14 protein-coding genes and 1 tRNA gene are annotated in these 19353 nt (G+C 56.4%); 3 read left to right on the top strand and 12 right to left on the bottom strand.

What is annotated here, in order from left to right:
• The 4 genes from RR877_RS02735 to truB all read right to left on the bottom strand — a co-directional run.
• Window positions 1-825, bottom strand: an 825-nt coding sequence (locus RR877_RS02735) for a bifunctional riboflavin kinase/FAD synthetase (RefSeq protein ID WP_332627674.1), incomplete at its 3' end; no start/stop codon positions are given.
• Window positions 825-1241 carry a hypothetical protein gene (locus tag RR877_RS02730; RefSeq protein WP_332551290.1) on the bottom strand — a complete coding sequence of 139 codons (417 nt, stop codon included), beginning with the start codon at window positions 1239-1241 and terminating at the stop codon, window positions 825-827. The genes RR877_RS02730 and RR877_RS02735, both read right to left, overlap by 1 nt.
• 27 nt (window positions 1242-1268) lie before the next feature.
• Complete coding sequence (locus RR877_RS02725) at window positions 1269-1637, bottom strand: hypothetical protein (protein ID WP_110233852.1); 369 nt, start codon at window positions 1635-1637, stop codon at window positions 1269-1271.
• A 3-nt stretch (window positions 1638-1640) separates the two neighbouring features.
• Complete coding sequence (gene truB, locus RR877_RS02720; RefSeq protein WP_332551291.1) at window positions 1641-2576, bottom strand: tRNA pseudouridine(55) synthase TruB; 936 nt, start codon at window positions 2574-2576, stop codon at window positions 1641-1643.
• Between the two features lie 356 nt (window positions 2577-2932).
• Here truB and RR877_RS02715 point away from each other — a divergent pair, with 356 nt between their 5' ends.
• Window positions 2933-3058: a hypothetical protein gene (locus tag RR877_RS02715; protein WP_332551292.1), complete on the top strand. Its 126-nt coding sequence runs from the start codon at window positions 2933-2935 to the stop codon at window positions 3056-3058.
• A gap of 75 nt (window positions 3059-3133) precedes the next feature.
• On the top strand, window positions 3134-4039 hold the full coding sequence (locus RR877_RS02710; protein WP_332627673.1) for a DUF4349 domain-containing protein: 906 nt from the start codon (window positions 3134-3136) through the stop codon (window positions 4037-4039).
• A 3-nt stretch (window positions 4040-4042) separates the two neighbouring features.
• Here the strand turns inward: RR877_RS02710 and RR877_RS02705 are convergent, their stop codons facing one another.
• Window positions 4043-4336, bottom strand: coding sequence for a hypothetical protein (locus RR877_RS02705; RefSeq protein ID WP_332551295.1), 294 nt, complete (start codon window positions 4334-4336; stop codon window positions 4043-4045).
• Window positions 4337-4462: 126 nt separating this feature from the next.
• Window positions 4463-4538 (bottom strand) — tRNA-Lys (locus RR877_RS02700).
• Window positions 4539-4801: 263 nt separating this feature from the next.
• On the opposite strand from RR877_RS02700, the gene ald reads away from it, so the two are divergent.
• The gene (ald, locus tag RR877_RS02695; RefSeq protein ID WP_110233858.1) at window positions 4802-5917 is read left to right on the top strand and encodes an alanine dehydrogenase; all 1116 of its coding nucleotides are present in this window, start codon (window positions 4802-4804) and stop codon (window positions 5915-5917) included.
• A 6-nt stretch (window positions 5918-5923) separates the two neighbouring features.
• Here ald and RR877_RS02690 read toward each other — a convergent pair whose 3' ends face one another.
• The 6 genes from RR877_RS02690 to RR877_RS02665 form a co-directional block, all read right to left on the bottom strand.
• A complete protein-coding gene (locus RR877_RS02690) occupies window positions 5924-8449 on the bottom strand; it encodes an FtsK/SpoIIIE domain-containing protein (protein WP_332619017.1) in 2526 nt (841 codons plus the stop codon).
• 67 nt (window positions 8450-8516) lie between these two features.
• Window positions 8517-9164 (bottom strand): FHA domain-containing protein, encoded by a 648-nt coding sequence (locus tag RR877_RS02685; RefSeq protein ID WP_332619018.1) that lies wholly within the window; start codon window positions 9162-9164, stop codon window positions 8517-8519.
• 10 nt (window positions 9165-9174) lie between these two features.
• Window positions 9175-11373, bottom strand: coding sequence for a transglutaminase-like domain-containing protein (locus RR877_RS02680; protein ID WP_332627672.1), 2199 nt, complete (start codon window positions 11371-11373; stop codon window positions 9175-9177).
• Window positions 11373-12635: a DUF58 domain-containing protein gene (locus tag RR877_RS02675; RefSeq protein ID WP_332627670.1), complete on the bottom strand. Its 1263-nt coding sequence runs from the start codon at window positions 12633-12635 to the stop codon at window positions 11373-11375. The genes RR877_RS02680 and RR877_RS02675 overlap by 1 nt, the downstream gene beginning before the upstream one ends.
• On the bottom strand, window positions 12635-13597 hold the full coding sequence (locus RR877_RS02670; protein ID WP_110233870.1) for a MoxR family ATPase: 963 nt from the start codon (window positions 13595-13597) through the stop codon (window positions 12635-12637). The genes RR877_RS02675 and RR877_RS02670 overlap by 1 nt, the downstream gene beginning before the upstream one ends.
• Window positions 13598-13619: 22 nt before the next feature.
• Window positions 13620-19352, bottom strand: coding sequence for an Ig-like domain-containing protein (locus RR877_RS02665; protein WP_332627669.1), 5733 nt, complete (start codon window positions 19350-19352; stop codon window positions 13620-13622).
• Between the last annotated feature and the right edge of the window lies 1 nt (window position 19353).

Genomic DNA, 19353 nt, shown 5'->3' with positions numbered 1-19353 from the left:
AATCGTGACCTGGTGACCATAAAGATCCAGGTTCTGATCCAAGAGGAAAGCTTCGACGGTGCGCTTGTTCACACCTTCAAAAGTGGGGTTAGTTCCTACAGAAATTGCTGCGGGATACCGGTGACCTCCGTCAACGAACCAGCCCGCATAGACGCCATCGCTGGGCACGAGTCCCGTGGCTTCTTGAGAGAGGTTGGCAGTGGGGAAACCGAGTTCGCGCCCACGCTTGTGACCGTGAACTACTTCACCATTGACGCGAGGCAAGCGACCTAGCAGCTTCGCTGCCGTCGCCACATCTCCTGAAGCCATGAGTTCACGAATGAGCGAAGACGACACGCGCACGCCATCAACTGGGGCAACGTCATCAATGAGCACCACATCAAAACCGAGCTCTGCGCCAAGTTCCTGCAGTGTTGCAACATCGCCTGAGGCGTGGTCACCAAAGCGGAAGTCATGACCGACCAATACTGCCTGGGTGTTGAGTTTGCCGAGCAAAATGCTAGTGACGAAGGCCCGGGGGCTGAGGCCTGCAAGTTCCGTATCGAAGGCCAGCACCAAGCTGGCATCTATGTTCTCTTGGTCAATCAGTGCCAGACGATCCTCGGTGGAGAGGATGTCTGCTGGTAGCTGCTCTGGTGACAGTAACGAAGCTGGGTGGCGATCAAATGTAATCACGGTCGATTTCAATCCACGCATGGAAGAAATCTCACCAAGCTGCCGGAGAATTTCCACGTGCCCCACGTGAACACCATCGAACTTGCCAATGGTGACCGCACTGGGCCCCCATCCAGATGGGACCTCCGCAAGAGAACGCCAGTGAAACATCAGACGGATTTCGTTTCAGGGTGCTTACGCAACCACCGCAGACCAATAATGGGCATCACCAGTGGGATAAAGAGATAACCCATACCGAAGAAGGACCAGACGGTGGGGTGAGCAAAGAGTGCGGGCATGAGCAAACTCAGCGCACCCACAATCAACACACCAGCTAGCTCAAAACCAATCGTGATCTGCGCAATGCGGTACCAGACCGCGCCGGGGGCAATCAGCGCAATCGTGGCAACGACATAGACAACCGCCGCGAGCGCAGAAAGCGAATACGCCAGGGGTGCCTGATCAAACTTGGCCACCAGTTGATAAAACGATCGACCGGTAGCCGCCAATGCCAACACCAGGTAAATCGCAATCAGAATGCGACCCGCGCCTGAGCGTCGAGATACCGGTGAGGAAGTGTCAGACATGGTGAGTCAATTCTAGGTTCACGAGGACTAGACGCCCTGAATGAACCAGATCTGTCCCATGCGGTACAGCATGACAGCAACAGCGAGCTGTGCCACACCCAAAATCACTGTGCTCCAACGACTGCGATCAATGAGCGCCCAGAATCCGGAAGCTACGGGCAGGAAGATGGCACTGATCAGATAGATATAAAACTCGAACAGGCTTCCGGTAGGTCGATTACCTGTGAGTGGTCCGGCGATGGTCACAGCCAGCTGAACAATCAACAGCAACGCAACAACACCAGCAAAAGCCATGGTCAAGTCACTGGGTCGGCGCCCCATCAAACCCAGAACAACGGCAAGCACGCCACCAGTCACGGCTACGCCTATCTGCAGGGCAGTAAACCAGTCGATCATGAGTTAAGAACCTTCGGTTTCAGTGGGGAAATTCACCACGACACGAGTCTGGTTTTTCTTCACAGTAACCAGTCCCACCAGCCTATCCCCCGGGCCGATAGCTGCGACGGGCTCTTTGCTGTCGGGATACCCCTCAAGAAGAACTTTTTTACCCTGAGAGAGTTCGACGGCTTGAGTCTCATTGAGATCCACCGCAGAGAAGATTCCTCGTGCCACATCAGCTGGGGTCATGAGCTCTGGTGCGCTCTCCAGCTTGTCTAAATCATGGGCATCGGTGACGTGGAAAGAACCGATACGTGTTCTGCGCAAGGCAGTGAGATGACCACCCACACCCAGCTTGAATCCCAGGTCTCGAGCAAGTGCACGGATATAGGTCCCCGAGGAGCACTCCACCCGCACTTCAACATCAATGAAGCCGTTGCCCTCCTCGTCAGATCCACGAGTAATGCTCTGAACATCGAAGGCATAGATGGTGACCGCACGAGCTTTGAGCTCCACTGTCTCCCCCGCGCGGGCCAATGCATAGGCACGCTTGCCGCCCACCTTGATGGCACTAACCGTGCTGGGAACCTGTTCGATCTCGCCTGTGAGTGGAATGATGCCCTCTGCAATGAGTTCATCGGTCACACGATCGAGCTGTGCTTGGGGTGCAAAACCCAGGAGGTCACCCTCAGCATCATCGGTCGTGCTTGAAGAACCCAGACGAATCGTGGCGACGTATTCCTTGCTCAATCCCACAATGAAGGTGAGCAAACGAGTCGATGGCCCTAATCCCAAGATGAGCAAACCTGTTGCCATAGGATCTAACGTTCCGGCGTGACCCACCTTGCGGGTGCCAGCGAGCTTACGAATACGAGCCACTGCGTCATGACTGGTGAAACCTTGTGGCTTGTCAATCAACACAATGCCGTTGGGCGCAGGTGTTGTGGGGGAAGCCATAGGTCAATTATCTCGGATAGTGGTGTGCTGTTATCCAAACAAAAAGACCACCTGGCGAGAGGTGGTCTTAGTGTTTGTGCACCCCCCGGGACTTGAACCCGGAACCCACTGATTAAGAGACAGTAGCAAAATAGCCAGTATTTCAAGTAATTACTGGGAATTAGGGTCGCGCTCGAAGTAACGTGCCAGATACGTGCCAGATAGACAGGTTATCCACAGTTCAGGATCGCCCTGTTTCTTTGAGTAATCCAGCAACCCCCGCGACGTAGTCAGTGAACTTTTTTTATTCGGTATTGCCCTTAGGCGGGGCTTTTTTAGGGTGAATTGCATCACCCCGCCCCTCCGCCGCCATCATCGTGGCCGCCCTGTTTGCCGGCACGGGAACCGTCGCTGCTCTCATCGCCAAGCCGTGGAGTCCCGACCTGCGCAACCGCGACCTCAGCCCCATCCCCGACACAGAGCCCATCCCCATTCAATACTGAGTCGCCTCCGTCATAACCTGAGCGTTTACTGAAGACGCAGTGACAGCAGATTTCGTCCCCCATTACACTTTTGTCATGAAACGATTTCTTGTGGCGGGTGCCCTTGCTTCTACGTTGCTGTTAGCTGGCTGTGCTTCGGGCACTGGTGGCTTGACAACGGGGTCGGTCGATTCGATTTCGGCCGTGGAACCAGGAATGGACTCGGGCATGGTGACCGCCGAGGGCCTCAAGACAAACGCCGACGGGAGCGTCGCGTCAGACGCCAGTGGCAGCGTCAGCACCGACGTTTCTCGTTCCGTGATCAAGACGGCATCCGTCTCTGTCGCGGTCGACCACCCCCTCGAGGTTGCCCCGGAACTCGCGACAATCGCCGCCAACGCGGGAGGCTACGTTCAAGACAGCAGCAACTCCCCAGCCAGCGAATACCAAAGCGAGAGCATCTACGTCACTCTTCGCATCCCTGCCGACAAGTTCGATGCTGCCACTGCCGAAGTGCTGGCACTCGGAACCTTCGTTTCGTCAAGCCAGAGCGAAAGCGACGTCACGCTGCAGGTAACCGATGTGGATGCTCGCATTGCCAGCCTCACAACCTCCGTTGACCGCCTCACCGCTTTGATGGCGAACGCCACCAACACGGCCGACCTTCTGGCCGCCGAAAGTGCTCTTGCTCAGCGCCAAGCCGAACTCGACAGCTTGGTCTCCCAGCGGGACTACCTGTCCAACCAAGTCGACTTGGCGACGCTGTCCGTCTCAGTAATTGCCACTACCGACGCAGCGCCAACGTCCCAGAGTTTCTGGGATGGCCTTTCTCAGGGCTGGTCCGCTCTCGTTAACGCCGGCAGCGTATTTGTGGTGGCGCTGGGATTCTTACTCCCCTGGCTCGCCATCCTGGCCGTCATCGCCTTTGCCGCTCTGGTCATCATCTGGCTCAGTATCCGTGCCAGTCGTCGCCGTCACGAATCCTCGACGCCCGAGGAATAAGCCCTAGAGCAGGACGGTTCCCGCGCGAAGCAAAGCTTCCGTCAATATTGTGGGGCTGGTAGCAAAGTTAATGCGGACGTGGCCCGCCCCTGCGTCACCGAAGAAGGATCCTGGGCTGAACGCCACCTTGGCCTTCTCTTCAAAGTTCTGTGCGGGGTCACCCCCCAGTTTCAACGGACGGCAGTCCACCCAGGCGAGATAGGTGGCTTCGGGCATAAAGTAGCGTGCGCCCGGCAGGTGCTTCGCCACGAGCTCCCCCATGAGCAGACGATTCGTGTTAGTAGGTGTTTGTGGCACTTATCGCCCCTTCGTGCCAGATATATGCCAGATTCGACTATTATCTGTTGTTTCGTAATGGTACTACTGGGGACAGACACAAAGGCTAGAACCCGCTGGATTACTGGGGACTAGCCTTGTAGTAGTTGGTGCACCCCCCGGGACTTGAACCCGGAACCCACTGATTAAGAGTCAGTTGCTCTGCCAATTGAGCTAGAGGTGCAGTTGGTTCGAAATTGTGTTCCGAACCGAAGGTCAACATTATCACCACTGAGCGAACTGGTCGAATTGAGCACAAACATGACCCCTGCCCCAGCGAAGTAATTTCCCAGAGGAACTTTCGCACCCTGAGGAAATCCTCATAATTTTGAATCAAATTTACGAAATCCGTATGAATTCTTCAAAAATACTTCCGATTCCGTCGCTTGACGGGATAAAGTAGGGAGGTACTCATCCAACGAGGGATGAGCCCGTACTAGGAGTGTCATGAAGGTCGCAGTCCCCACCGAAATCAAGAACAACGAGTTCCGCGTTGCAATTACCCCCGCAGGCGTGCACGAACTCGTTGGTAACGGACACGAAGTTCTCGTTCAAGCTGGAGCAGGTCTCGGCTCTTCAATCACCGATGAGGCTTACAAAGCCGCTGGTGCGAAGATCGTCGCCACCGCTGAAGAAGCTTGGGCAGCAGCTGATGTTCTGCTCAAGGTTAAAGAACCTATTGCCAGCGAATACAAGTACTTCCGTGAGGGACTTGTTCTCTTCACCTACCTCCACCTCGCAGCTGAGCCTGAGCTCACCAAGGCACTGGTTGACGCCAAGGTCACCGGTATTGCCTATGAAACCGTTCAGCTTCCCACTCGTCAGCTTCCACTGCTTGCTCCCATGAGTGAGGTTGCAGGTCGTCTTGCTCCCATCCTCGGTGCCAACGTTATGCTCAAGCCCAACGGTGGCCCCGGCCTCCTCGTTCCTGGCGTTCCCGGAACTCACCCAGCCAAGGTTGTAGTTCTTGGTGGCGGTGTTGCTGGAACCAACGCCGTGCAGGTTGCTGCAGGTATGGGTGCAGAAGTAACTGTTCTCGACACCAACTTGTTCCGCCTGCGTGAGCTCGACGCTCTCTACGACGGACGCATCAAGACCATCGCGTCGAACTCCTTCGAGATCGAAAAGGCATGTCTTGAAGCAGACATGGTGATCGGTTCAGTTCTGATTCCTGGCGCTAAGGCTCCCAAGCTGGTCAGCAACGACCTCGTCAAGCGCATGAAGCCCGGCAGCGTTCTCGTGGACATCGCAGTAGACCAGGGTGGCTGCTTCGCAGACACTCACGCAACCACTCACGCTGAGCCCACCTTCCAGGTTCACAACTCGCTGTTCTACTGCGTAGCTAACATGCCAGGTGCTGTTCCCAACACCTCGACCTACGCACTGACCAACGCAACCCTGCCTTACCTGCGCTCTATCGCCAACAACGGATGGCACGCAGCCCTCAAGGCAGACCCTTCACTGCGTCTGGGCCTCAACACCCACGCCGGTGCTGTAACCAACGCACCTGTTGCTCAGGCAACGGGTCTGGAATACAGCGACCTCGACGCAATCTTCGCGTAAAGAAGTTCACAGAATGACCCTTGTGGTCGAGCCATCAGGTTCGACCACAAGGGTTTTTCCATACCCCGTGTGAGGAAACAGACCCGACCGCAGACGCAAACCTCGAAGTTCTGAACTGGTGCAGCCATCCAGCACCACAACAGAGGAGTGCTTGAGTGCCCCAAGGAGTGCAGGTTGAGACATCCACTCATCCGGTGTTCCCACCACGATGGATGGTGAATTCTGAACCTGAACAGAAATCCCTTCGCCCAAATCTGAGAGTCTTGATTCTTCTTCCTGCCAAGCAAGGAGGAGCTCGCGCTTCCGGTGGGTCACAACCAAATAAGAGGTGTTCTCGTCAAAATCGAGCTTCTCGACCTGAGCAACAGGGTGCTCTAGAAACTCCGTCAAGACAAGTTGAACCTCGTGCCCACTCCACACAGCCCTGCCGGGTTGTACATGCGACTGAAGCTTAAGAGTTGCCGGGAACAGGGACAACAACCCCGTCACGCCGCGGATGTGTTCACTGCACCCCAACACCACAGCTTTGCCCTTCTTAGGGGCGTTCCTCACCACGCGCGTGAGGCACTGGATGAATTCCTCACGATGCTCCAGATCGAAGTCATCCAGGATGGCATCAAGGTCGTCGACGACGAAGCCTTCCTCTGGTGCTGCTCCCCCAACGACAACATCCCAAGCCTGTTCAGCCTCAACAATCACACCAAAGCCCAACTGCTGAGCAATGAGTTGGCAGGCATTGCTTTTCCCTGAACGTGCAGGACCTGTGATGAGTAGGTTCCCCTCGGAACGTGGTGAGTACTGTGCCCATGTTTGCACCTGGTGTTCTGGGATATCTGCCAGTCCCAACCAAGCAGCTCCATCGAGAGGCTCAGGTAAGTCGACTGAACGAATCACTGAAGGCAGAGGCGGTAACCACGGCAATCGAGGTGACCATCCGAGATGTTCCTGCCGCCATTGATCGGTCTTTGCTTCGACGACCTCAATGTCTTGCTCTGTCAGACATGCTGCTTGGAACTCTTTCTGATCCAGACCCGTACCCACAATCACAGCTCGGCCTGGGATGTGGGGAAGAACAAAAGCAGCGTCATCTCCCAACAGCGCCTGGGAATCTTGTTTCTGTGAAACACGGAATCCCACCCTCAGAGCACAGTTCGCCAGTAACGCATCACCGAGAGCTCCACCCACACGCTGGCTGGAGAGAATCAAATGAATTCCGAGAGATCTTCCCCTTGCAGCGAGGTCCACAAAGACGCTCTGCAGTTCCGGGAACGCTTCGAGAACGGCACGAAATTCATCAACAATGACGATGAGACGCCCGAGCTGAATGCCTTCACCGAGAGCTGCAATATCCCCTGCTCCACACTGCGCCAGGACCCGTTCCCGATAGCGAATCTCTGCATGCAGTGACGTCAAGGCACGATGAGCTTCTGCGTTATCAAGGTCTGTCACCATTCCCACAACATGTGCCAAGCCCGTGAGCTGGCTAAAGCCGGCGCCACCTTTGAAATCAATAATCAGGAAGGAGAGTTCATCGGGCGAATAACTGGCAGCTAGTGCAACAAGCCAAGTTTTCAGGAACTCTGTCTTGCCTGAACCTGTCATTCCTGTGATGACGGCATGTGGTCCGGCGGTGACGAGGTCAAGCAGGAGTGGATATGACTGTTGCCTCCCCACATTGACAACCAAACTTTCTCTAGTGGACTGCCACATTCCTGTGGTGTTGAGGACGGTCTCAACACGTTGGGGAATGACTTCTCGTTCTTTCGTTTCGGGAGTAGTTTCTGCCACTAATTTGGGCAGGATGAGGTTCGCTTCAGCTCGGGTGAGCAGATCCACCGACAGCTCGATGGGAGCGGCCATGGCATCGACTGTGTCGAGCAAGGTGGCTCGTCCATGCTCCACTTTGAGCAGATAACGCAATCCCACCGGGATGGTGTCCATATCGGAAATATGGCTCACTACGACGTTGAAACTCTTCGTTGGAGAGAGCAAGGCAACCAGTTCTGGTTCTGCAGAAAGTTCGATCCCCACACGCGTGATCTCATGGCTTCCCCAATTCCACGCCAACTGGAATGCCATCGCACGTATAACCGATTTCGCCTCAACATCAGTCCCTCTCACAGCGATACCTGTTGTGATATCCAACAGAACAGGCAATCCGTCTGTGCGATCAACCCCTAGTCGCACCACACGCTCGTCGCCTGCTGACTGGGCTCCTGCAGCCCACGGCGGCCTCATCCTGTTTCCGGGTTCTGCATAGGCGCTGCTGGGAGGATTGCGCCGGAGCATCTCCTCTCGATGAGCGAGTGCTTCGAGTTGTTTTTGCTGAGACTGAGAAATCTCTTCCTCGTCTTCACGCTCTGCCTGCTTAAGCGCTTCTCGTTTGGTATGAAACTTGCCATCGAAGTACTGGGCAACCGCCATAACTGGCCCCAGAAGGGCAAAGAGGAGTGTGTAAGCAGAGCCTGTAATCAGGAACAACACAACACTGGTGACAAGTGGGGCAATAAGGGCAAAGACAGGGAAGCGCATGGGGGCACTTCACCACGAAGTCGAGTATCGGATCACTCACATCTGAGTGTTCGTGGATAACTCCGCGTTAGCTAATGGTGAGGTGGAGATCTCCGAAATCCACCCGAGTTCCGCGCACCACGGTGTAGTGAGTTCCTGGTTGTGCACGACGGGGCACAACACCGGGCTCACGAATAATGGTTCCGTTGCCGCTCTTGCGGTCAGAAATCCACAATTCATTGCCCTCAACACCGAACTCAAGGTGGGTCTTGGAGACGGATCGACCCGGGTCTGAGACCACGATGAGGTGTTCGAACTCTTCATCCTCAGCAGGCGTGGGCATGCGGCCTAAGAGTCCACTGCGGGTGATCTCAACGCTTTCACCTGTTCCCAGGGTGACGGTGAACGAGACCATGGAGGTGAGTTCGTTCTCGGTAGCAAAACGGGGTGCTTCAACAACACGGGCAGGCGGTTCTTCGAAGAGCTCTGAAAGGTCAACGCCCTCGATCTGCTCAATAATGTTGGTCGAAGTTGTTTCAGGTTCCTGCGCAGGAACCGTAGTGAAACTCTCTGCGGGGGGAAGATCAGCAGGTGCAGAAGTTACTTCAACCGCAGGCTCAGCAACAGGCTCTGGCTTCACCACAGGAATGGCTTGGGTGCGGGAGACAGAACTGCCGCATTCGCCACAGAACAGCGCTCCGTCCGGGAGCGCGCTCTGACATACCTCACACACCATGACTGTGATGCTACCGGCGCTTGGGCAACCAAGCGGTGAAGCGAGCCCATGACAGACCAAATGATTTCACTGAAATCTTTGCTCTGAATTTCTGCCAACGAGTCAGGTTTGCATCTAATTCCTTGACCACACCAGCTGCTTCGGACCAGGCACGAATCACGTCAGATTCGGTGACGGAATCAACCGAATACTGGGCTGTATCTGCCAGCACGGCAACCGTGGTTGCTGCTGGCAGAGCAGTGAACTCTGCTAATTCTTGACGCGTCATCGAGGCAGATGCAGCAGTGCCATGATCAAGCAGGGCATCTCGCACTTCACTCCAAGCGCCTTCCACACGCTCACGGGGATCTGCGGCGCTGTGACGCGCTGCGCGTCGGCGCCGCTTCGCAATGACTATTGCGAGGAACGGAGACGCAAGAACACCTAGCCAGAGCAGTGACCACCCAACCACGTTCAGCACCGCAAGAATGGCTTGCAATACGGGATCCACTGCCGTGGGCTGTTCTTCATCAGCAGCTTCAGGTGCTGAGTTGTCGTTGAGTTGTGGTTCATCCTGCGCAGGGGGTTCCACTGCGGTTTGTGGGAAGGCCACTTCTGTGGGGTCTTGAGGCTGCTCTTCCGGGATAGGTCGTTCCGCAGGGTTGGGGTTCACCGCAACCCAGCCGTTGGTGGTGTTGATTTCGATCCACGCCGTCATCTCAGCGCCGGTAAAGGTCACTTCAGTACCCGCATCGGAGCCTTCAGGGGCGATAAAGCCCATCACCACACGAGAAGGGAAGCCAATCTGTGTTGCCATCAGCGAAGCGGCAGCCGCATATTGCTCTGCATCTCCGACCATGGGACTTGCCGCAAAGAGAGCAGCGAGACGATTAGCACCATGACCAGATGCGCTGGGAACCTCATCGGGACCACCATGGCTGATGTAACCCTGGGAAGTCAATGCGGTAAGTGCTGCTTGCACGCGTTCCCCTGCAGACGTTTTTCCCTTGGAAGACAAAGACACAAAAGCATCCAGCCCATCAGGCATCACCTGAGGGGCAGGAACAATGGCATTACCAGGTTCGAGGGAACCAACAGAGGAGATTGACACCTCGGGTGCAGCAAGACCTGTGGTGCGATAGCTATCACCCTCTGTCAAACCTGTGGTAACAGCTCCTGTACCCGCGGGACGGCTGTAATAGAAGGCATCAGTGAGTGCTCGTGAACCTGCTCCAGTGAAGCTCAACGAGCCGAGCTCTCCTGTCAGAGGAACCCATGCACCTCTTAGTCCTGAGATCGTGATCTGTGCAGAGACTTCATCACCTGTCTTGGAGGTTGCGGGGATAGAACCAGGCAGTTTGGTGAAGTCAGCGGCGATGCCGCCGACGGAGAACAACACCCCGGTGTAGTTATCGAGGGTGGCAATACTGAGTCTTTGGCCCGCGCTCAGCCCAGTAACCGAGAGAAGATCCTTGTTCTTGTCATCGCCGGTGACAAAAGAACGGTATTCAGAGAGTGGGCTGGTGTCGTCTTGCAATACGAAGGGCTGGTCAATCTCGGTGCGCCAGACTGTGCGGTCCGTGATGGGAGTGACCGAGACAACCGCAGAGGCCACTACTGCAGAAAGAACGAGAATACCGATTGCCCTGAATCCAGCTCGGGCAACACCGACGCGGCTGAGCGCAAACCACATCGCTATAAGAACAAACACACCCACGGTGACGACAACACTGGCGAAACTTCTACTTGGGCCAAGCCAGATGGCGACACCCAGCGTGATTACGGGAACCAGTGCAGCCACGGAGGCAATTCCTCGCGTGCGAATGATCCGCAGGCTCAGCACAACCGCAAGCAATACTCCCAGCAATGACAGCAAGAACACAGGTACCAAAAGAGCTTCGTATGCGCCCACAGGCGGCATGACCGTCACCAGCTGTTTCCACGACAGCACGACACCAGTGAGCAGATTGAGTTCACCTTGCAGGCTGGGAAGGAAGCCGAGGAATGCTTCGCTCGGCACAGCCAGAGGTACACCGAAGATCAGATAGGCAGCAACTGCCGTGAGCGCGGTGCGGAGCACGGACCACTTACCGCGGGCAGAGAGCAGTGCAATGAAGGCACCGAGAAGGGCACCACCAGCTACAGCAACAAAGAATGCAGGGTTTTGATACACCGGCCACAACGGCACGAGCGACACCACCACGGCGAAGGCAAGGAAAAGCGCTCTCATTACGACACCGCCATGCGTTTGCCGAGGAGTTGCTGGAGATCATCGAGGCGACCAATGGTTGCCACAGTTAGTCTGCCCATTCGGCGTGTGACGGGGGAGGCTTCCGGAGCACAGCTCACTACAACCACTTCAACCCCGGCAGGGAATGCCACAGAGGCAGAATGCAGCGTCTTGGAGTCCACGGCAGCACCGGTGACCAGGAACGCAATAGAAACATCAGCGGCCTGAGCAGAAGCCAGTCGAGAGAGCTCCACAATGCTGGGGCTTCCCTCTTGCAGGTGAACTCCAGAGAGTTCGTCGAGTAGTCGGTCGCGGGAAACAGTAGACATCGCTCGAATTCGGGCAGGTGCAGAACCACGTTCAGCACGGCGACGTGAAGCCAGCTCTCGTGCAGCTTCACGCAAAGCACTGAGGCGGCCGGTTGAAGCGGGCCTAGCATCAGCGCTCACTAAAACAGAGAGGTCACGAGTGTCGCGAATAGCACGAACACCCAGTGATGCCGCCGCACTGACGGCAAGTTCGAACTCGTCATCGGTTGCAAAGACTTCAGGCTCAGTGTCCAGCACAATCATGAGGTGACTGCGACGAGTCTGCTCAAACTGTCGGACCATAAACTGGCCCGTCTTCGCCGTGGACTTCCAGTGAATGTTGCGGCGATCATCACCGGGAACATATTCACGTAGCGCATGGAAAGACAGGTCACTGCCGGTGAGGTCCCTGGTGGGATTACCTTCCAGATCTCGCACAAAGCCCGTACTCATGCTGAGCAAGCCGATAGTTTTGGGGTGAATGAACAGCGTGCGCACATCCCCGTGAACAACTTCACGCGAGATGAGCCCCAGCGGGTCTTGTCGAATGACACGGGCAGGCCCCACCTGAACCATGCCACGGTGATCGGTGGGAACAGGCAAGGTGATGTCGTCCTGCGCAGCTTTACGCAGTCGACCCACCTGAGTCTCCACCTGCTGCTCCCCCACGGGAACAACCACATCAAGCGACGCCAGTGAGTGACCAGTGGGATTAGACACCGTCACGACGAGCTGTGCTTCATCTCCAACGACCACACGCTCGTGAGCGAGGTGGAAGGACACTTCATGAGAGTGGCGAAAGAGTGCGTAGAGCGTGGCCAGACCAAAGGTGAGCAGTCCAGCAACACCCAAACCTATGAGTTCAATCCATCCCTGTGCTACACCCACGACAAGGCAGAGCAGGGCTACAACAGCCCAGCCCCAGCCTCGCGAGGTGACAACACGGAAGTTCATTATGCGGCAGGTGCTCCCACGGGAAGATCAATCAAGATCTTGCCCACAACGTTGTTGGCGGTGACGCCATCAAACTCAGCTTCGGGGTCCAGCACGAGGCGGTGAGAAAGAACGGAGTCAGCAAGTGCCTTCACGTCATCAGGAATAACGAAGTGGCGACCCTGCGATGCTGCGTGAACCCGAGACGCACGAATAAGTGCCAAAGCACCACGAACGGAGGCGCCCAGGCGAACTTCAGGAGCAAAGCGGGTGGCTTCGACAATGCGGGAGACGTAGTCATTGATCTCTGGGTCAACGTGGACGCTCTTAGCCAATTCAATGAGCTTGACCACCATCTCGGCGGGCACAACACCGTCGAGTTCAGCAGCCTGCTTCTTGGCAGAGCCTTCCAGTATGAGCATGGTTGAGGCATGGTCGGGGTAGCCCAAGGATGCCTTCATGAGGAAGCGGTCCAACTGGGCCTCGGGCAGGCGGTAGGTACCGGCTTGCTCAATGGGGTTTTGGGTCGCGATCACCATGAAAGGCTCACCGGTGGGGTGGGTCACACCGTCCACGGTCACGTGGTGCTCTTCCATGACCTCGAGCAGAGCCGACTGCGTCTTGGGGCTTGCGCGGTTGATCTCATCCGCGAGAACGATGTTGGAGAAGATGGGGCCTTTGTGGAATTCGAAAGCACCCTTCTTCTGGTCAAAGATGCTCACACCGGTGATGTCACCGGGCAGAAGATCAGGGGTGAACTGAATACGTGAATGACTTCCCTGCACACTCTGCGCCATGGCACGAGCCAGCGAGGTCTTACCCGTTCCGGGGTAGTCCTCGAGGAGGAGGTGACCACCACTGAGCATGGCAGTGAATGCCAGGCGAACGGTTCGATTCTTGCCGAGAAGAACCTGTTCCACGTTTCCGACGAGCTTGTCGAAAACTTTCTGGAACCCGGCTGCTTGTTCGGGTTTCATACTCATGTTGTGCCTTTCGATGGAGCGGTTAGTTCTGGGTTGGAATGTAGAAGGGAGCAGGTGTTCCACTGGAGGTGGAACCGCCAGCACCGCAGTCACCAGCAGCTGTGCAGCCACGAATAACAACAGTCTGGCCTGTGCCGGAGGTTCCTCCGGCTTGGAAGTAGGCGGTTTTATCGATTTGGTAAGTCGGAGTGGATGCCCCGACTACCTCGGTGAGATCAACCCAGTTGCTGCCAATCTGGATCTGCCACGTGTGGACGGAGGACTGCAGCGAGGCAACAGTGGGGTTTTCCACTCGAATGACAAATTCTTGGCCGTTTGTAGCTGTAGAACAGGTCACTGCTGGTGTGGCCAGAGGGAATTCAAGACAGCTGGCTGCGTCATAGGACGCAGCTCCTGGAATGCGCTGGGCAATGGTGAGACTGGTTGTCTGGGCAACGCAACTAAAGCCGTTGTCGGCATAGACAACGTAGTTGTAAGTGCCCACGCTCTTGGAAGAGTTGTCATTCCAGGAGGTTGCCGAGCCCACATTGGTCGCGCCGGATTGGTAGCCCGAGAGGCAGGTTCCGTCTGAGAAGGAAGACGTTCCACCCTTGACGTAATAGGTCACTGATCCAGCACCGTTGGCACCCACGGGGTTCCAACTCAGCGTGGTTTCACCGTTGGCGCCAGTCTGGGTGGCCACCAGGCCACCTGCTGGCTGAGGTGCACCGATGGCAACGATAGATCCAGAGCTGGTGGTGTTCCAGTTATCGGTGTCTGCGTTGTTCTGCGGAGTGACGCGTGCAACATAAGAGTGCCCGGGGGTTAGCCATAGCGTGGGAAGGTTTGTCACATTGGCAGGTTGGTCGTAACTTGCCCGCACGGTGGTGCCATCTTCGATGATGGTGACCACGTACTTGCTGACAGGGCTACCACCAGAGGGCGTTCCCACAGCACTCCAGGAGACATTAATTCCGCCACCCTCGGGGTGAGAAGAATCATATGCCGCGGTGGAAATATTGACCTGGGCAGGCCCTGCTGGAATGACGTCTGCGCTCAGTGGCTCACTCCAGTTACTCAGCTGAGATGTACCAATGGCGTTGGTGGCACTCACGGTGAAGCGGAAGCGCTGACCGGTGGGCAAACCATCCAGCGAACAGATGGTGGAGGTGCATTCCTTGCGGTAGCCGCCGTCGCTTTCGACGGTGTACTTCGAAATAGCCGAGTTGTTGGCAGCTGGTGCTGGCCACGATAAGGTCAGTGTTCCAGAGACAAACCCAGCTGCACGAGTGGGTGCTTGTGGTGCGTTAGGAACATCCTGAACAGAAATGTTGATGACACCCCAGACATAACGGTCGGGGTCGTTGGTGGCGTCTGCCACCTCATATTCAAGCGTGGTGTCACTAGGGTCGGCGTTACCAGAGACCGTCACCGTCAAAGTGGACTTATCTGCAGATGGAGTCACGGTGACCCCCGCAGGAATGTTTCCTCCATCAAGACCGCGAACCGAAAGGACCTTCAAAGGCTGTCCAGGGAAGGGGTTGGTGGCTTGGTCATTGGCCAGCACGTCCACGGTCTGGGTTTCACCACGCTTGGCCACAATGCTGTCCGTTGCCGGGATAGCCAAAGGCCTGGTCGAGGGCACGATACGAATAATGATCTGACCTGGAGAACCGTCCGCAACTTTGTCTTTGACGGTGACAGTCAACGGAACGGTGCGACCCTTGGCAGCATCGTCGCTGGCCTTGAGGGTCAGTGTCTGACCGTCCAAGGTCGCGCTGACACCTTGACCAGCACCTGAGACGGTGTATTCGAGCTCATCTTGGTCATCGACGTAGGGATAGCGCGTGACGCGGACGAGGTCGAGGGTCTTCTCTTGACCGGGTTCGAGGTCAATGTTGGCACCCATCATGACCGGAGGCATGTTTTCTCGAGGTGTTACGGTAATCGGCAACACAATCGTGGCGGTGTGAGCACCGGGTGACGTGGCGGAATCGCCATCAGTGACCTCGAAGGAAATAGATGCTGGACCGAAGTAGCGATCCTCACTGGTGTAGCTCAGAGTGGTGTCGTTGACGACAAGCCTGGAGCCATCTGCATGGGTCGCACGAACCGTTGCGGAGTCCGTCAGCTTCACGTTCTTACCCAATGCGGCAATGACGTAGTCATTGATATTGATACGCAGGGTTTGCTCACTCACTACCGTCAGCGGAGCAACACCACGCTTGCGCTGAGGTAGGGCATCATCAGTGCCGGGGACCCAAATAAAAGCTGTCGACGTGACACTGGGGTCATCAGGGTGAGCGACAGAGAACGGAATGATCTGGCTTTGTGCCAGCACCTGCACGCGAACCGTATTGCTCGAGATCACACGGGCAGTCTGGCCGTAGCCGTTCACAATGGTGGGGCGCAGGCTCGATACCGGTCCATCAGCGAAGAAGGCATTCGCCATCACGTTCACATCGACACTGTTGTGGCCAAGGATGTCTGTCAGGCTCACCACCGCATCGGAGATAACGGGCTTAGCCAGTGGTGCCTGTGCTTGAACATCGAGAGTGATGAAGTTGGAGGCGGAACCTGCCAGGTCATTCTCTATTTCATAGATCAGGCCATAGCGTCCTGGAGTCAAAGGTGCGGTGATCTTGACCAGATCGCCCACGATTTCTGCCGTGACGGAATCATCCTGAGGGGTCACCGTCACAATGGAGAGCGGACGTCCATCAGGGTCACTGTCGTTTTGTAAGGCACGGACATAGACGGTGTATCCCGGGCGTGCGATCACGTTATCGGCTACCGCAATGGGATTGCGGCCACCGGCAAGTGGCTCTGCAATTCCGACGCGAATGGTCGCACTTGCTTGCGCTCCAAGAGCGTCAACAACCGAATAGCTGAAGGAATCAGTACCGGTTGCATAGGCAGAAGCTTCATATTCAATCCAGTCACCACCCACTGACGTGATGGAGCCCTTCTCAGGGTTGGTGTCGAGACCCACAAACTGCACCGAGTCACCGTCAGGATCGATACCGACCAATGGGATTGGAATACGCACGGTCTGACCAGACATAGCTCGGGCGGTCACTGTGCGCGGGGTAGGTGCTTGGTTGGTGTCTTCGTCAATGGCGCGAACCGAGATAGTGACCGTGCCACTGGCCCACTGGCCGTTATCTGCGTTGACGCGGTACACGGCCGAGTAGGTTCCCGGGTTGTTGCCAGCAAGGAAACGCAGCTGGTTCCCCGAGACAAAGAGCAGTCCTGCACCGGAGGGAACGTCTTGATCCAGGGTGGGTGCCAAGGTGAGCTGGCCACCGTCAGGGTGAATGTCGTTGGCAAGGACAGGAATGCTGATGACATCTCCCACGCGCACAGCCACCACATCGGGAACAGCAACAGGTGCCTGGGCAACCGGTGGTGCTGGTGTTTGCACAACCGTGATAGTGCCTTCGCTCTGAGAAATACCGTTACTGATGCGATATCCGAAGGACACGGCTGCATCTAGTGGCTTAGTGAGCGTCACCCGCACAAGTCTGTGGTCGACTACCTCTACTTGAATACCTGATTCAAGAGGAACATTCATGGTTCCCGTGACCACGAGCACACCGCCGGCAGGATCGCGGTCGGTGGCGGTCACATCAACCGTGCGGGACTGCTGCAGCGGAACATAGACCGCGTGGGCAGAGGTGATCGGCTGAGCTGAAACTTCGGGCGGATCAATCACATCTATGCGCACCAGACCCGATCCGGTGGCATCACCGTCTGTCACCGCATAGGTGACATAGGTGGATCCTGTGCGGGACGCGGTTACAGAGAAGGAGAAGTTGGCAAAGTCGGTAACGATATCCACACCAGGAACAGCCGGAACACCGGTCAGGCTCAGCACACCAGATCCCCCGCGAATGTGTGGGGAAGGATTAATGGTGACCGGCTGGCCCTGAACCGCTATCACGGCAAATGCTTCAGCAACGATGGGCACCTGACCAGCTGCCTTCACGCTGACCTGGACGGAGCCAAAACCTGAGGCACGGCCATCAGAGACTTCAAGCGCAATCTGCTTGTTTCCACCACCCCCGCGACCAGAGTCGGTGAATGCCACACGACCTGCGGGTGAATAGGACAGTGAGTCTGGTTCCTCGGTTGTTGCCGCAGCAACGAAGATGGCATCGCCATCAGGGTCGACCCAGTCACCCAACACATTCACAATGACCTGCCCGCCCATGGCCACAGAAGTGCGTGTGGGGCGAGCCTGAACAGGTGGAGAGTTTTCTGAATCAGGACGAATGTTGAGCGTGACGGTGGCGGAGGCTTCGCCGCCGCGGCCGTCAGAAATCGTGTAGTCGAACTGGGTAGCACCGGCAGCATCAGGGGCAAGACGAACCATGACCTGATTACGGTCAGCGTTGATGTAAATCTCACCGAGCCCGGCAGGAATACCTGTCACCGAGTCAATGACGAGCGCATCACCATTGGGGTCGTAGTCGTTGAGAAGAACAGGGAGAGCAGTCACACGACCTGGACGGGCACCCAGATCGTCATCGACCGCAACCGGGGGTGCTGGGTTTTTGTCATACTCAGGGGCATCAGCGTTATTGGTTTGGACTACCTGCTGTTCTTGAGCTTGCTGAGCCAGGAGTGAATCCCAGTTGTCGATGAGGCGAACTCCACCCTGCACCGCCCAGACCAAACCAGTGGCAGCATCATTAAGCGCAATAACACCATCAGACACGCGGAACGTCAGCTGGGCAGATCCAGACATGGATTCTGCATTGTCCGTGCTGTCCCCAGCTGAACCGCACTTCGACCACACGGTGCCACCAGACCACGCCGCATAACCACACTCCCCCTCAATCAGAGGAGCAGCGGGGCGGCCGTTTGACGCAGTAATGAGTGACGTCTCACCACTGTCGAGGTTGATGGCGGAAAGTCCTGAACTGGTTGCCAACAGCACAGATGAGGTGCCCGAGACATTCGTAGACGCGTTATTGCTCGCGTTCACGCCCACGGCGCTGGGAAGCTGCAGCTTCGCCTGAGCTAGTTCAGTGGCGGTTGCGCTCACAGAGATGACACGGCCAGCGGTGATGAGCGTTGCTGATTCACGGTCCAGCACAGCCCACCGGTCCCCCACCAGCGTGATCTCGAGCTTGCCCGTGGTGAGCTGCGCATCCAGAGTCTTCGACTCGGGAGTGACGGAAGTCAAAGTGTTGATGCTGGAGAGGGTGCTGAGCTTGGCACTGACGCCCACGAGAAGACCTTGCGCATTGACTGCCACAACAGAGTCCGCACCAACCGTAAAGTTGGCGGGCTGGGTTTGCGCATCAAAGTTTGAAATCGTTGCGGCGGGGATAACCCACACATCACCAGAGCTGGGGGCGTGCAAAATGACATTGTCACCAGAGAGCGCCGCATAGGTCACATCCTGCGGAAGTGGGATGCTCTCCGAGACCTCTCCGGTTGCCTGATCAACCACATCCAATGAACGCGTGGCGTCATTGATGAGGAACACGTGTTGAGCGTTTTGCACCAGATCCATCTGACTGGAATCTGTGGTGAGTACGGTGTTGAGTTCAAAGACTTTGGTATTGGCTCGGCCAATGGCCTGCTTGTCCCCGTTTGTGACCCAGACTGCACCGTCATCGAGGTTCACGCGCTGTGCTTGATACCCGGTGGCCACGAGTGCACCGATGACCAGAAGTGAAAGCACACTGGTCGCCGCCGTCCACTTGATAATGGTGCGACGGCGTGGGGTTGCCCCGAGGAGGCGGCGTAACCACGAACGGATCATG

This window comes from Aurantimicrobium sp., assembly GCF_036667855.1.
Taxonomy (GTDB): Bacteria; Actinomycetota; Actinomycetes; order Actinomycetales; family Microbacteriaceae; genus Aurantimicrobium.
Note: the sequence above shows the minus strand (reverse complement) of the source record. Positions and strands in the feature narration are given on the sequence as shown.

What these genes read in the sequence shown, in the direction of transcription:
- RR877_RS02710 (WP_332627673.1), top strand. Translation starts at nt 3,134, where the DNA reads ATGAAACGATTTCTTGTGGCGGGTGCCCTTGCTTCTACGTTGCTGTTA.
- ald (WP_110233858.1), top strand. Translation starts at nt 4,802, where the DNA reads ATGAAGGTCGCAGTCCCCACCGAAATCAAGAACAACGAGTTCCGCGTT.
- RR877_RS02685 (WP_332619018.1), bottom strand. Translation starts at nt 9,164, where the DNA reads ATGGTGTGTGAGGTATGTCAGAGCGCGCTCCCGGACGGAGCGCTGTTC.
- RR877_RS02725 (WP_110233852.1), bottom strand. Translation starts at nt 1,637, where the DNA reads ATGATCGACTGGTTTACTGCCCTGCAGATAGGCGTAGCCGTGACTGGT.
- truB (WP_332551291.1), bottom strand. Translation starts at nt 2,576, where the DNA reads ATGGCTTCCCCCACAACACCTGCGCCCAACGGCATTGTGTTGATTGAC.
- RR877_RS02730 (WP_332551290.1), bottom strand. Translation starts at nt 1,241, where the DNA reads ATGTCTGACACTTCCTCACCGGTATCTCGACGCTCAGGCGCGGGTCGC.
- RR877_RS02670 (WP_110233870.1), bottom strand. Translation starts at nt 13,597, where the DNA reads ATGAGTATGAAACCCGAACAAGCAGCCGGGTTCCAGAAAGTTTTCGAC.
- RR877_RS02665 (WP_332627669.1), bottom strand. Translation starts at nt 19,352, where the DNA reads ATGATCCGTTCGTGGTTACGCCGCCTCCTCGGGGCAACCCCACGCCGT.
- RR877_RS02680 (WP_332627672.1), bottom strand. Translation starts at nt 11,373, where the DNA reads ATGAGAGCGCTTTTCCTTGCCTTCGCCGTGGTGGTGTCGCTCGTGCCG.
- RR877_RS02690 (WP_332619017.1), bottom strand. Translation starts at nt 8,449, where the DNA reads ATGCGCTTCCCTGTCTTTGCCCTTATTGCCCCACTTGTCACCAGTGTT.
- RR877_RS02675 (WP_332627670.1), bottom strand. Translation starts at nt 12,635, where the DNA reads ATGAACTTCCGTGTTGTCACCTCGCGAGGCTGGGGCTGGGCTGTTGTA.